Raw genomic sequence first — 14412 nt, forward strand, 5'->3', positions numbered from 1 at the left:
ACATAATTTTGGCACGAAAACCACCCTCAAATGTCATTTTTACGTGGTAATGGTCGGCCATATCTGCCCTAACTTTACAAAAAAAACAAGATGAAAACAATATTCAATAACTCAGAAAGAGCAGAACTGATTGAAAGGATCGAGCTCCTTACCCCCAATAACACAGCGCAATGGGGAAAAATGAATGTGTATCAAATGATCAAACACTGTACAATCTGGAATGATTGGGTGCTAGGTCGGAATAAACATCATTACAAACAAGAATTTCTTGGGAAGATATTTGGGAAAATGGCCCTAAAAGGTATGATAAAAGACGATAAGCCACTGAAAAAAAATGTGCCTGCGGGAATTTTCGCTGTTAAGGACAATATGGGGCAGGTTGATGCCGCCCAGAAAAAAAATTGGATGGAGCAAATTGAATCCTATGGTCACTATTCAAATCCAGATTTCGTCCACGATTTTTTCGGAAAAATGGAAACGGAACAAATTGGCATTTTTGTGTATAAACACATGGATCATCACTTGCGACAATTCGGTGTATGATCGAATATAAAATCTTTTCAGACGAATTGTAAATGTAAGACGTATCGACTGTTGCACACGATTATATTTACGAAATAATCTGTCGTTTTACATTACTACTGATCAATGAATAGGTTGATTACGTGAAGTAAAAAATAGATCTTCATTTATAAGGAGCTTATGGTTAATGAGGTGCCGTCTGAAAAGATTTATTATCATCCAAACTGGAAAAGAATCACGATCGCTGTTATTTTAGTTCTCATTGGAACAGGAACATTATGGGTAGACATGGCTCCTTTTTGGGGATCAATACCTTTAAAGTTGATATGTATCCTGATCGGGTTTTGGATGTTAAAGAACAGCAAAAAAGCCGTTCGGGCGAAAACAGATACAAGGGGATTTTATTTCAAAAGAATGCCCGCAAGACATGCGTTCAAAAAAGCCATGGCTGACCTCGATTTATTGGTGTTTGTTCCATTCGTACAAATTGTCAACATCCGGATTACTGCAAGTATCTGGGAAGGGACAAGACTTGAACTAGAAACTACACAGGGAAAAGAGATACTCACGATGTTAAACGTGTTGAGTAGAAAAGAGAAACAGCAGATCTATCAAACTATCAAAAGATTTGGTATAGCGAATGTGGTCAAAGCCCAGGAGGAAAAGGGGAAAATTGATTACATTAAAAAACCTGCTGTAGATTAGTTCCCTTTTAACTGAAGTTGTCCGATAATAGCTGATCTACATCTTCCCTAATTTCTTCGGGCAACATCAGGTAAACCGATGTTTTTAAATTCTTTCTACTGGCCTCTCCTTCTATAAAAATGTTCCTAAATCCTTCATTGAGCCATTTTCCGTCTTCTTCCAAATAAGCTTTATATTTATTGTCCAAAATCTCAATAATGTTTTTGCTCTCTTTCATGTGTTCCGTCATTTATCTTATTGTAAACTGCATCTAAAAATATTCGACAGGGGAACATCAACATTGGTGCCACTCCTGCCCCGAATTTTCAAAAGAGGATTGGAAACAGAAAATTTTAAGATTTCTTAACATCTTCCGCGATTTGCTTTCTTCCATATTATTGTCGATTTTTGTTGTGTACATTTAAGCTATCTGTATAACCAAATGAAAGGATCTTGTTTTTGGTTATTATACAGTTCTTTTATAAATCGTTTGATATGATATTGATTGCAGTACTACTTCCTTGGTTATCCTTCTTTTTAAGAGGCAAAATATTCAGTGGAATTATTTGTTTAATCCTCCAAATTACTATTTTGGGCTGGTTGCCCGCAGCAATATGGGCCGTTGCTTCACGTGTTGATGGCAAAAATCAACAACGCATACGAAGTTTGGAACGTAGTATGCGCCGCTAATTGTCTCGTCTGCTGTACTAAAATCGCCTCAACCCAACGAATAGGACTTGAATAGGAAAATGCTATTCGGCCTCAAGGAATTTTTGAATCTGAAGGACAGTAAAATCAATTAACTCTTTATCTATTTGTCCATTAAAATCTTTCATCATATAATTACCATGATTAGCGGGTAGAACCATGAGCCGTGCATTGGGAATCTGCTGTTGCATTTGTGCCAAATGCTGCCCTTTGACCACGTCCTGATCTCCTCCGATCAGAAATACTGGGCAAGCTAAGTTTTCTAAGGTACCCGGTTCAAAATCCTGAAAATTTATCATGCGCTGGCTATCCTTTTCATACATATTTTTAAACTTTTCAGGATCCGGATTCAATTTCAAAAAATTTTCTTTCAAATAAGGCGGCATAACCTCAATCGTAGAAGCTGACATGCTATCAAAAAAGCCATCTAACAAGCCCTCTCTTTTGGTGTTACCCGAAGCAGCAATCAATTTGTTTACCCTATCCGGGAAAAGAGAAGCGAGTTTCAAAATGGTCGTTGCGCCATTACTGAAACCTAAAAATGAGGCTTTATCGATCGCAAGGTAATCCAACACCGCTATAATATCCCTTGCATCCTGTTCAAATGTTTCCGGAACGGCCCTATGCTCCGATCGACCATGATTTTGCATATCCAGCAGAATCAATTGATAGCGATCTTTCAATCGGATCACCGTCTCCTCAAAATCAAAAAAACCTGAGGAGCCACCGCCGTGGATAAGCACTAGTGGCTTTCCGGCCCCATATATTTCATAGTATAACTTTATCCCGTTAGCGGCGGCAAAGCCTGAGTGATTATTCAACATGCTCATGATTCAATTTAATTAGTTTCGTCTATTAAAGATCTAGATTTATCTGCTTTCTACAAATTTTTTAAAGTTGATCAGAACAGCGTCGGTGAAATTTTGCTGAAGATCCAGCGGCGTCACCGCGTCTGGTTCAAACGTCTCCCTTATAATCGTATTATTATCGATAGCCTGAAATTCAACAATACAGTTTCTTCCGCCACTGGTACTTTCAATATATTCTAATGGGATAATACGATCATATACCCCACGATAATCAAAGCCTTCATGATCAGCCCGTCGTTCCATTCGAAAATTAAATTGCCCACCTTCCCTAAAATCGTTCTCTACTTCTGGACAATGCCAATCATCGAATGGAATATTCCATTGTTTTATGGACGCTGATCGGATCCAGTGTTCCCAGACATCTTCGAGCGGTTTCTCCACCAAAACAACTGAAACAAGGCTTTTTTTCCCTGAGTTTGCGTCTTCCATATGTTATATTTTTAGATTAAATACGATCTGTTTATTCATTTCTACCGCCTATTGAATATATATTTCAAACAACTGCCTTCGGCCGGCATAAAGCGATGGTTGACCCGCAATATTAGCTGCAATACAATATTAATAAACAGCGTATTAAATTAACTTGTCCTATGACAATATTTACGGTTCACTTAATTTTTTTTAAACAAAGGGATCAATATGACAAGTATGGTATATTTATTGCAGCGCAGAACAAAACATATAAAAAACCGATTAAAATGAAAAAAATAGCATTTTTAGCACTATGTGTTATCCTATTTGCAGGATGTAATAATGCACAGCAACCAAAATCTGCTGAGAAAACAGACAGTCTGGCCAAAGAAGAAACACCATCTATCGGCGGAGATAAGGATGAACATGGATGTCTTGTTGGCGCAGGCCAAACCTGGAGTGAAGTTAAACAGGGATGTATTCAGGTCTTTAATGTAGGAACACGTCTGAATCCTGTTGATGTTAAAGAAGGCGATGCTATCATCAGTGCATTTGTTGTCGCTAATGATGATAAATCTAAAATGGAGTTATTTTTACCAGACGACAATAAAACAACGATTATTTTGGATAAAACTGAAAACAATACATACCAAAAGGATACCTATAAATATGATGCGGATAAATCAGATTTATATGTAAATGGTGCAGTAAAATATAAAGGTGAAGTTAAAAAATAACATCCCTGAAACTTTATAGGACGTATAAGGTAATGCCAATGTTTATCACATTGGCATTTTTTTATTGTCTATTTTTTATAGAGCCGTTTTTTAATTCAGGTATCAATTCGCTCGCTGCACTCGGCTTATTGGTCATAAAGGTCCCGCAGTCGATTTTCACAGCTAGCTAGCTATTCAATTTCGAAGACTGCCTGTATCTCTACAGATGAATTTACAGGTAAAGATGAAGCTCCAAAAGTCGCCCGGGCGTGTTTCCCTTTTTCGCCAAAGACCGTAACAGCAAGATTGGATGCCACGTTCATCAGGTCGGCATGTTTACTATAATCGTCTTTCGTATTGAAAATTCCGGTTAACTGTACACAACGTTTGACCCGGTTTAGCTCTCCACCCACCGCCTCATTAAGAACAGAAAGTACATTAAGCATTGTTATTTCAGTCGCTTCCTTCACCTCCTGCTCACTTACACCGGCCCCTAATTTTCCGGGTTTAAATATTTTACCATCCTTGAGTGCCACCTGATTGATAAAGACTAAATTTCCGGAACGGACATAAGGTTGATAATTCCCCGCCGGTTGGGGTACTTTTGGAAGTACAATATTGTTTTCCCGTAACCGATTATGGATTGCTACCGCATCCGGATGAGCTGGGCTACTTTTTTTATCAAGAGCCTTATTTTCCCTTGTACCCGCTAGCGCTAGGGCAACCTTCGCAAAGTTCATTCCCTGCAACTCGGCCAGATAGCGCTCACTTTTGCTTGGTCTTTCGGTAACTGTCAATGAAGCGAGACTTGTTGTCCCCAAGACTGTATTTCCCTGTGGAATGGATTTATCTATTTTGTCATTCCCCATAATACCGGTAGGAACCAGAATCATCCCATGTACCGCCAGGCTATTCCAGAATGACTGCAATGCCAATTCCTTTCCTGCACCACTCCCTGCAGACATAAATACTGTAGCGGGGATGCCCTCCAAAGCGTGCTGGGACCATAGCTCTACTGTTTTGGACAGGAACTCGCTCATTGCTGTACTTATATTACCAAAATAAACAGGTGATCCAAATGCAATCCCGTCATAATTAGACAGTTCTTCTACTGTTGCTACAGCAAGACTACTCAGCTTTGGATCAGATGATGGTTTCACCAGTTTAACCACAGCCTGTACCTTACCATTGTGTTCAATACCTTTTGCAACTTCCTTGGCTAATTCATACGTTCCGCCTTTATCGGAATGAATAAGAACCAAGACCTGTGTTTTATGAGCCTGTGCCATGACAACATTGGTCAACACAGCTAACATTACTCCAATAAGGGAGGCATATAATTTTTTCATCTTAAATCACTTGTTAAATCTGACACAAAATTAAAGATGCCTCCTTTATATATTTTGCCAAAAATTACACTCAAAACGACAACTAGAAATAGCGTATAAAGCAATTGGGAGTATATAAATTTTCTATATCTTTAAACTAATATATTTTTTTTTAAAATGATCGAAACTAATGCTTGTTTTCAGGTTGCAATAGAGAAAGCTTCTCACTTTAATTATAGCTTCTGTTTCCATAATCTGTCGCTGGTGGAAAAAATTAAAATCACCGCGGTTACAAAGGATCTTGAACAGATAAAAATTGAGATTACTTCTGAAATCGGATTGTTCAGCCCCTACACATTTTATATAGACAGGTTTTTGGAAGGAACACCAGTGACAGTGGAAAATTTAGCTTTCGATTACAACATTCCATTTATCCGTAATCTGGTAGAGAAAGATTTGGATACGCTTACCTGTACGATTTATTCTAAAAATGAAATCTTATATCAGCAAAAATTCACCGTAAACGTGTTACCGATGGATTATTTTGGCGGATTAAGTAAGTACCCCGAGTTATTGGCTTCTTACGTTTTGCCCAATCACGATATCATCTATACGATTAAAGCAGAGGCGGTCAAAATTCTTGAGAAAAACAGGTTAACGCCAGCGTTTTTGGGCTATCAATCCGATAGCAAGGATCGTGTCCTGCAGGAAGTAATGGCCCTATATCAGGCTATTCTAAATATCAATATTACATACAGCGCCATGCCTGCAAGTTTTGAAACTGAAGGTCAGCGTATTCGTCTGGTCGATCAGATCTGGGAAACGAAGTTTGGAAACTGTATCGATATCTCGCTACTATTTGCAGCCTGTCTGGAAGCAATCGATCTGAATCCAATTCTTATTGTCACTCGAGGGCATGCATTTATAGGCGTTTGGCTCAACGACCAGCGACTAGAAGCTGTTGTCAATTATGATCAAGCCGCTATTTCAAAACGGATCGCGCATGGAATTGATGATATCGCTTTGATCGAGTCTACACATTTATGCCGAGGAAATGCCTATACCATGCGGGAAGCAATGAACATCGCCGAAACGCAGCTATTACATGCCAACAACTTTATTTTATCCCTTGATATCAAACATGCCCGTTCGCATGGGATCCTTCCCTTACCTTTTACTGGAAAGGACGAGCTGAACAACGTAGCATTAAAGAATACCACTGGATCAACCAAAAAACAGGCTATCGATTATTTTAATATCGATGACAACAAACTCGATCTCGTTCTCAGTGAAGTCAAAGATCTAACAAAACAAAAAATCTGGGAACGAAAGCTGCTCGATCTTTCACTCAGAAATAACCTATTGAACCTCCGGTTCACTAAAAGTATGTTGCAAATAGTGGATCTGAAAACAGATCTCTTGGAAGATCATCTATCAAACGGAAAATCACTTACTATACATCCCAACAACAGTCAAGAGGTTTTACGTCGTTACAATCTTTATTTAGAACCCTTGCATTCTTCTGAGCCATTATTTAAGCTTGCTGACGATGAATTCAGATATAATCGCCTGCTGACACTTTATCATCAGGATGATCTGGATAATATCTTAACACACCTGTACCGCAATGCGAAATTGGCCGAAGAGGAAAATGGAAAGAGCACCTTGTATCTGGGAGTCGGTTTATTGAAGTGGTTTGAACCCAAAACCAATCAACAGCCTAGACTTGCCCCCATCCTATTGATTCCTGTTGAATTATCACGCAGATCTGTCAACACCAAGTTTACGCTCCGAAGCCGTGAAGAGGAGGCCATGATCAATATTACACTATTGGAGTATCTCAAACAGGAATTTAAGCTTAACCTCAATGCACTGGAAGTGCTACCAATGGATGAATCGGGAGTTGACGTACAAAAAGTATTTGCCATTCTAAGAAAGTCTATTTTAAACCTGGAAGGATGGGATATTCAGGAACAGGTTGTCCTTGGAAACTTCTCTTTTAACAAACTTATTCTATGGCAAGACCTAACCAAATATGCAGAAGAAATTAAAAAAAGCACCATTGTAAAGAGCTTGATTGACGGGCGACTTTCGGATCTATTGGATATCACTGGTGATTCGGAAAATCTGGAGCAGCTCCCCTCTTCCTTGTTAACATTACCCATTCCAACAGACAATTCCCAGCTTGAAGCTGTACGTCACTCCAACGCGAATAAGAGCTTTGTATTACATGGCCCTCCCGGTACCGGTAAATCCCAGACCATCACCAATATTATCGCAAATGCACTAGCGAATGATAAAAAAGTACTTTTTGTCGCTGCTAAAAAGGCTGCTTTGGATGTGGTACATCGCCGTTTGGAAAAAATTGGTTTAGGCTCCTTCTGTTTAGAGTTACATTCAAATAAATCTAAAAAATCAGATGTCCTACGGCAATTGGAACAGAGCCTGGAAACACCCAAGTATCAAAGCCATATCGATTTTCAGGAAGAAGCACAACGTATTGATCAGCGCAAAGCAGCATTAAGTCAATATGTTGACTCCTTACATCAACCCTTTGCAGTGGGCTGGAGCCTGTATGATTCCGTTTCCTATTTGGACAGTCATCATATCGAAATCAACACGGACTGGTTGCTATCCCTGCAACTGGAACATATTGACAAAAAGACCTGGAATAATTGGCAGGACTGGGCAATCCCCTTCGGAGAGTTAACGCATAAATTACCAGCGATTGACAAGCACCCATTGCACTTGATCCACTTGAAAGATCAGAACTTTGCTCACAAAAATAATATCGAGAAATCTATCGAAGATTATATACAGGCAGACGCTGAGGCAACAAAAGCCCTCTCGGATCTGCAATTGAATCTTACGAAGAATTGGATCGAAAACAAGACCTCGCTATATTCACTTCTCGAAAAGATCAGCCACTTTTCGGCGCATCAGACCATCGTCAATGTCTACTTTGATGTTCGTCAAAAGAATTTACTTGATCATTGGGTTGAACTGCAAAGCCAAAAACAGACATTAGAAAATGTACTTGTTACAGATTTTGGCAACCGAATATTTACGACAGACTGGAATCTGATTGAATCCACCTGGAATCAGTCAAAACATTCCTGGTTTCTGCCCAAATGGTTAAAACAACGTAAAGTAAAAAAATTCTTAAATGGTTTTGCCACAAACAAAATTACTTCCGAACAGCAGGTTGATCAGTTCTTTTATCAGAAAAATTCCTTCGATCTGGTGGCAAAGAATTTAGCGGAACCGCAATTCTATCCGATAAACGAGGCGACGAGTTATTATCTCATAGGCAATACCTATAATTTAGTTACACTGCAACAGCATCAGCAAGAACTGCGGGCATTCAATGAACTAGCGCAACAGCTCAAATTTGAAAACTTTCAATCTTGGTTAAACTATATCCTCACGCATATAGATCTAAAGTTGAGAATACCTACCCTTATTTTAACGCTCCAACATTACGCAGATAAGCATCAGGCCATTTCGGCATTTTTAGTTCATATTCCAGAAGTCGAGATTTTAAACCAAATAAAACAAGATTTAGATCAACTTGAAGACTGGATCCGGTACAATTATTATAAGGATCAGGGCATAAAACTGGGACTATCCTGGTTGATTGATCTACTTGAAGCGAACAAAATCAATAAAGATGCACTGAGCATGGATATGGAAAGTGTATTGCATCTCAATTACTTTGTAAATTCTTTGGATCAGTCCAGCATTTTAAATGGTTTTGATGCAGCTGTATATGAAGCACAGATTTTACAATACAAGACACTTCATCAAGAGTTTACCCGATTGGTACGGGAGCAATTGGTTTTGGAGCTCAGCAACAAAATCCCCAACCTCTCCCAGGAAGCTGTTCATAGTTCGGAAATTGGAATCTTACAACGTGCGATCCGAAATCGAGGACGTGGAGTCAGTATCCGCCGTTTATTTGATCAGATTTCGACGTTACTTCCGCGACTCAAACCCTGCATGCTGATGAGTCCGATTTCGGTTGCCCAATATTTTGATGTAAATACCGATCATTTCGATCTGGTTATTTTCGATGAAGCATCGCAGCTACCGACATCAGAAGCAATCAGCGCCCTCGCCCGGGCTAAACAGGCCATTATTGTGGGGGATCCAAAGCAAATGCCACCAACGAGCTTCTTTGCCAGCAACAAAATTGATGAAGATCATCTGGAATTAGAAGACCTGGAAAGCATCCTGGATGATTCCCTCGCCTTGTCCATTCCATCGAAATACTTATTGCGTCATTATCGCAGTAAACATGAAAGTCTTATTTCTTTCAGTAACTCCAATTTTTATGAGAACAAATTGTTGACATTTCCTTCCCATGACGATCAGGACAAGAAAGTAAGTTTTCAATTTATCGATGGTCATTATGACAAGGGGAAAACCCGAACAAACCTAAAAGAAGCTGAGGCAGTGATCCAATATATAAAACAGCATTTGGAACATCGCCCCCATCGTTCATTGGGTGTGGTCACTTTTAGTCAAACGCAGCAGAATTTAATTGAAGATTTGTTGCAGTCATTATTCTCAGCGCATCCCGACTTAGAAGAAACGGCACTACAGGGTGATGAGCCTATTTTTATTAAAAATTTAGAAAATGTCCAGGGCGACGAACGTGATTTTATTCTATTTTCCATCGGCTACGGCCCAGACGAAGATGGCAAGGTATCGATGAATTTCGGCCCTTTGAATCGTGATGGCGGCTGGCGCAGACTCAATGTTGCTGTGACCCGGGCCCGATACGAAATGCGTGTTTTCTCTTCGCTAAAGGGAGATCAGATTGATTTAAACCGTACCAATTCGACTGGTGTGGAGGGACTAAAAGCCTTTTTAAACTTCGCTGAAAGAGGCATACTGCAGACAGCTGAAGCTGTAGCCCATGATCAGGAAAAATATACGCTCATCCAATCGATCGCGAAATATTTAGACCAACAGGGTATAAAAGTGAAAACAAATATAGGTACTTCAGGCTATCGCGTTGATATTGGTATTGTAGACCCGATGCATGCTCATCAGTATATTTTGGGGATATTGGTTGATGGGAAAAACTATTTCAATACACAGACAACCAATGACAGGGAACTGCTGATTCCGAATGTGCTGCAATCACTGGGCTGGAATATTTACCGCATCTGGACCTTAGACTGGATAAAAAACAGAGATAAAATACTGAATGCCATTAAAGCGGAAATTCAACGCATCGTAAACGATACAACGGCAAAAGAGCCTATCATCATCGATGCTTCTCAAGCACAATCGAAAACCACCCTTTCAGTGCGATCCGATGACGCCATTGTTTCATCTAAAATGAAACCTTATGTGAGCGCCAAAGTCAATCCAATGACAACAGCAAGTCCAGAATTAATTTATGATGCGGCCTATCGAACGGTATTGAGCGATCAGATCCTGAAGATCATCCGCACGGAATCTCCAATCAGTCAAAACCATCTCTTTCGCAAGGTACTACGTTTATGGAACACCACAAGAGCCACATCAAAACTTGTCCAGTATCTAACTGAACTGACGAGAAAATTGCCCGGAGTAAAGGAGGAGCTTTCCCATCAAATTTTTTATTGGGATCACGAACAATCGGCCACAGCGCTGACATACTACCGCGACAATAACCTCGAAAAACGAGCGATCGAAGATATTGCGCCTAAGGAAATAGAGATCGCACTTATCGAGGTCATGGACAACAGTCTCAGTTTATTAAGAGAGGATCTTGTACGCGCCACAGCCAGATCTTTTTCCTTTTCAAAAACCGGTGCTCAAATTGATAACATTATCAATACTTCAATTGATAAACTACTCCAACAGGGCTATTGGAAATCAATAAATGGGAGAATTGTTTTGATATAGATCAGGTTTAATAGCCTGATCTATACATTTGATTGATGTAAGCGGTATAAATTCCGATGGGAATCTTGCCAGTCACCATTCCACGCAGCGATTCGGGGCAGGCTGTCAAAATACTGTCCAATGAGAAAACAAATATATTCTCCACTGCATTTTGGAGTCTCCGCTCCCCTTTTTCGTGCATGTATTCCATCAGGTGCAGTGCTTTACCCAACTCATCCTCGCGTCCTTGCTCGATCATCTTTTTGATATACGATGTAAGGATGCGGATTGTTGTGATTGGATTGCCAGCATTTTCTGGCTGCGACATTTCTGCTTGCGCCAATGGTATCACCGAAACAATGATTTCCTGAGCTTGCTTTATATTCATCATATATTCACTTTAAGCGGTTTAAACATTCTTGTTATAAAATAGCTTTTTATAAATCCGATATTAAATAACACCGGCTGTCATCCGAACTTTGGCCCGCAATCGATTTTGGCTTACAATCTGTTATACAAGCCCGCCGTATGATTACATTAGTTATTTTCATAGGGATAGTATTCGCCAGCTTTGTTTTTCTCCTAGTCATTCCTACCTTCTGGAAGAATAAGCTGTTGTATCGAAAGGGGCAAACGGGCCTCGAGGTGACTCCATTCAATCCTGTTACATGCTTTTTTAAATCTGGAGAAGGTCTTTGGGAGTAATCCGTTTATTACAATCTGGAGTTCTAAAGTTCCACGCTCAAGTACATAAGCCACGACCTGCATGACCCATTCAAAACGGCGCCAATCTTTGGCATAAATGACATCCTCAGCAAACTGAGATATGACATTGACAATATTTTTGTAGTCCTTTTTAAGTTCGGTTTTCCTGAGTCTAAGATTCAGCTCCGGGATTACAGCGGCAACAAAATCCACCGTCTGTCCTTCATCCATTTTTTTTCTTGCTTCCATTGCATTGTTTTTATGAATACCTATTATTCATTGTTACTGGCATAAGCCAAACAACATTCCACAACAAAAAACAAGAAATAACAAACTGAAATACAGCTCTATAAATTTATTTTACAAAGTTTTTAATAAGAAAAATGATATCAAAATGAAAAGGTTATTCTCAAATTGGGATAAATCGATCTCCATTACATTGTCCAAAGACTCCATTTCGATTTTATTGCGGCTGGGTTTATTTGCGCTATTTTCTTATAAAATTTAACAAAATCTTTATTCCATAGGGTATAGTTGTGTGTAAACTTAAATACTATTTTTTGATTGTCAGCCCCATTGATAATGACCTGCCAGACCCTATGATTTGTGATTGTTATTGAAGTCTTGCTCAGCTCGATGATATCCGTTAGCGGGAAAACTACCTTTCTCTGCTGTTTATTATCAATAGCATAAAAGTTTATATCATCAAAGTAGAAATCTTCATCACTAACAAGATTATCTTCCAAGCCAAACAGGAAAGGACGGGATGAAATCTTTCTGATCTTTTCTCCTACCAAATCAGCTGAAGCTTCATAACTGATCTGATTATTTTTAGGTTTAAATCCAGCAGTATACTGCCTGAAAATTAGGCTAAATAGTACAATGAATAGCGCAAAGCCTATTAAAAATATAAGGTATAAATACATTCTTCTCTTTATTAAATGAAACTTGTCTTTCACTCCAGACATCAAAAAAACCGTCTAAATATGCAATGCAGTAATTAATTAGCCGCACAAAATTATCAAATTTAATCCAATATGCAGATTTTTATGAACGACAGCGAAATAAGATGGGCCGAAGGTTTTATTTTACTGCTGAATTAACTATTTTAGGTACAGTAAAATCAAGATCGATGGATTATTTAAATAAGATAAGGAAGTTATTTGCTTTAGAACAGGATGGTATTGACGGATATAGCGAACTAGAGATCCAGAAACTTGAAGAAAAAATAAATATCGTTTTTCCTAAAACTTTACGGACATATTATCAGACTTTGGGTGCAAATAATAACATCAATTATTGCTATAATCGATTACTTAGCCCCGAAGATGATGTAGCGCTATTGGATGGTTATCTACCCATCTATGAAGAGAATCAGGCTGTAGTCACCTGGGGAATCAAAACGACAGATCTATCTTTGGATAATCCGCCGGTGTATGCAAATTACGATACCACATACGATTCAGACTGGGAGCTAGAAAAAACACATGTTTCAGACTTTTTGTTGATGATGGCAATCTATAATGGCACTTTTGGGGGTTTACGGTATTATGCCAATTGTCTTCACACGATTCCCTCCACTATGGTGGCTGCAGTGGAAAGCAATTGGGAATTAATTCCGGAATTGAGTGTTGATAACCAAAAAATATTTACCCGAGATTATACGGATGTTATTAGCCTTTCTTTTGATGGCAACGGCGTATGTCAAGGGGCATTTGTCGGAACAATGGATCCGCAACTCTTTGACAATATACTCGAGGTACTTGATGTTGATTGGTCTTACATTTCATTTGAAGATGAAGACGAAGACGAAGATTAAGGCAGCTGTGTATAAATTTTCAGCGGAGAAATCCGGCTATTTAAATGAAAATCATTGTTAAAAAGTATGACTATAGAAGAAAAGAATGCCATAAAAGAGGCGAATATCAAACAAATTGAGGCCAAAAATTACCGCTTTACAGCTTGGTTACCAGTTTTAGAGGATCCGAATACCAGAAGCATTGATGCAGTAAGAGGGAGAATGTCTGTCATGAATGCGCTGATCAATATATCCTTTGAAGCTCCGGTGGAAATTATCAGGAACTGGATCGACCATCATGGCCTGACCAAACGTTTATCGAAATGGGAACAGGAAATTCTACAAAAAAATAACGATGCACTTTCAGACCGTGAACTTAATTCATTAAGATGGTACCTTGAGGGTCTCTGGGCATTGATGTGGGTAACTGAATTAGTCGATAATCTGGATGAAACTGCATGGTGTGGCGACCATATGGCCTCCTTGTTGCCAAACCTCGAACGCAATGAAAATAATGAAAAAATTGATCGTCTGTCGTCGTTAAAAAGCGGAAATGAAATTTACGCCATGCTTGATTTTTATTATCGTTTACATTGGTACTGTGTCGATGAGAGGCTAAAGGGAAAACAAGCATTGATCAATGAAGGACTTGTCTATGAGCGCCGAAAAGCATTGGAATGGCTTATCAACAAAGATTCAGATTGGGATGATATCGAGATGGGAACATAAAAAATCACTCAATGCTTGTCATTGAGTGATTGATAAGCGGCATAGTATGCCGCTATTTTTAT

General features: G+C 39.1%; 14 protein-coding genes. 7 read left to right on the top strand and 7 right to left on the bottom strand.

Annotated elements, in window-relative coordinates:
• Window positions 1-90 precede the first annotated feature (90 nt).
• Both ABFX33_RS03610 and ABFX33_RS03615 read left to right on the top strand, forming a co-directional pair.
• On the top strand, window positions 91-543 hold the full coding sequence (locus ABFX33_RS03610) for a DUF1569 domain-containing protein (protein WP_120258218.1): 453 nt from the start codon (window positions 91-93) through the stop codon (window positions 541-543).
• Window positions 544-702: 159 nt separating this feature from the next.
• Entirely contained in the window at window positions 703-1227 is a 525-nt protein-coding gene (locus tag ABFX33_RS03615) for a hypothetical protein (RefSeq protein ID WP_346084335.1), read from the top strand.
• 7 nt (window positions 1228-1234) lie between these two features.
• Here the strand turns inward: ABFX33_RS03615 and ABFX33_RS03620 are convergent, their stop codons facing one another.
• Window positions 1235-1444, bottom strand: coding sequence for a hypothetical protein (locus ABFX33_RS03620; RefSeq protein ID WP_120258220.1), 210 nt, complete (start codon window positions 1442-1444; stop codon window positions 1235-1237).
• Window positions 1445-1701: 257 nt separating this feature from the next.
• Here ABFX33_RS03620 and ABFX33_RS03625 point away from each other — a divergent pair, with 257 nt between their 5' ends.
• Entirely contained in the window at window positions 1702-1896 is a 195-nt protein-coding gene (locus ABFX33_RS03625) for a YqaE/Pmp3 family membrane protein (protein WP_120258221.1), read from the top strand.
• Window positions 1897-1958: 62 nt separating this feature from the next.
• Here ABFX33_RS03625 and ABFX33_RS03630 read toward each other — a convergent pair whose 3' ends face one another.
• Together ABFX33_RS03630 and ABFX33_RS03635 are read right to left on the bottom strand one after the other, a co-directional pair.
• Window positions 1959-2738 (bottom strand): alpha/beta fold hydrolase, encoded by a 780-nt coding sequence (locus tag ABFX33_RS03630; protein WP_346084337.1) that lies wholly within the window; start codon window positions 2736-2738, stop codon window positions 1959-1961.
• A gap of 45 nt (window positions 2739-2783) precedes the next feature.
• On the bottom strand, window positions 2784-3212 hold the full coding sequence (locus tag ABFX33_RS03635) for an SRPBCC domain-containing protein (RefSeq protein WP_346084339.1): 429 nt from the start codon (window positions 3210-3212) through the stop codon (window positions 2784-2786).
• 161 nt (window positions 3213-3373) lie between these two features.
• Here ABFX33_RS03635 and ABFX33_RS03640 point away from each other — a divergent pair, with 161 nt between their 5' ends.
• The gene (locus tag ABFX33_RS03640) at window positions 3374-3931 is read left to right on the top strand and encodes a hypothetical protein (protein WP_346084341.1); all 558 of its coding nucleotides are present in this window, start codon (window positions 3374-3376) and stop codon (window positions 3929-3931) included.
• A gap of 170 nt (window positions 3932-4101) precedes the next feature.
• On the opposite strand, the gene ABFX33_RS03645 is transcribed toward ABFX33_RS03640, so the two are convergent.
• A complete protein-coding gene (locus ABFX33_RS03645; protein ID WP_346084342.1) occupies window positions 4102-5259 on the bottom strand; it encodes an Atu1372/SO_1960 family protein in 1158 nt (385 codons plus the stop codon).
• Window positions 5260-5415: 156 nt separating this feature from the next.
• Between ABFX33_RS03645 and proA the strand changes: the two genes are divergently transcribed.
• Window positions 5416-11139, top strand: a complete 5724-nt coding sequence (gene proA / locus ABFX33_RS03650) for an anti-phage protein ProA (RefSeq protein ID WP_487047291.1) — start codon at window positions 5416-5418, stop codon at window positions 11137-11139.
• A gap of 7 nt (window positions 11140-11146) precedes the next feature.
• On the opposite strand, the gene ABFX33_RS03655 is transcribed toward proA, so the two are convergent.
• The 3 genes from ABFX33_RS03655 to ABFX33_RS03665 form a co-directional block, all read right to left on the bottom strand.
• Window positions 11147-11509, bottom strand: a complete 363-nt coding sequence (locus ABFX33_RS03655) for a DUF7674 family protein (RefSeq protein ID WP_346084346.1) — start codon at window positions 11507-11509, stop codon at window positions 11147-11149.
• 191 nt (window positions 11510-11700) lie between these two features.
• Window positions 11701-12072, bottom strand: coding sequence for a hypothetical protein (locus ABFX33_RS03660; protein ID WP_346084347.1), 372 nt, complete (start codon window positions 12070-12072; stop codon window positions 11701-11703).
• 185 nt (window positions 12073-12257) lie between these two features.
• Window positions 12258-12749, bottom strand: coding sequence for a hypothetical protein (locus ABFX33_RS03665; protein ID WP_257089581.1), 492 nt, complete (start codon window positions 12747-12749; stop codon window positions 12258-12260).
• Between the two features lie 206 nt (window positions 12750-12955).
• Here ABFX33_RS03665 and ABFX33_RS03670 point away from each other — a divergent pair, with 206 nt between their 5' ends.
• Window positions 12956-13642: a hypothetical protein gene (locus tag ABFX33_RS03670; RefSeq protein ID WP_346084348.1), complete on the top strand. Its 687-nt coding sequence runs from the start codon at window positions 12956-12958 to the stop codon at window positions 13640-13642.
• Window positions 13643-13708: 66 nt separating this feature from the next.
• The gene (locus ABFX33_RS03675; RefSeq protein ID WP_257089577.1) at window positions 13709-14350 is read left to right on the top strand and encodes a DUF4272 domain-containing protein; all 642 of its coding nucleotides are present in this window, start codon (window positions 13709-13711) and stop codon (window positions 14348-14350) included.
• Window positions 14351-14412 lie beyond the last annotated feature (62 nt).

It is taken from the genome of Sphingobacterium ginsenosidimutans, from assembly GCF_039536865.1.
Lineage (GTDB): Bacteria > Bacteroidota > Bacteroidia > Sphingobacteriales > Sphingobacteriaceae > Sphingobacterium > Sphingobacterium detergens.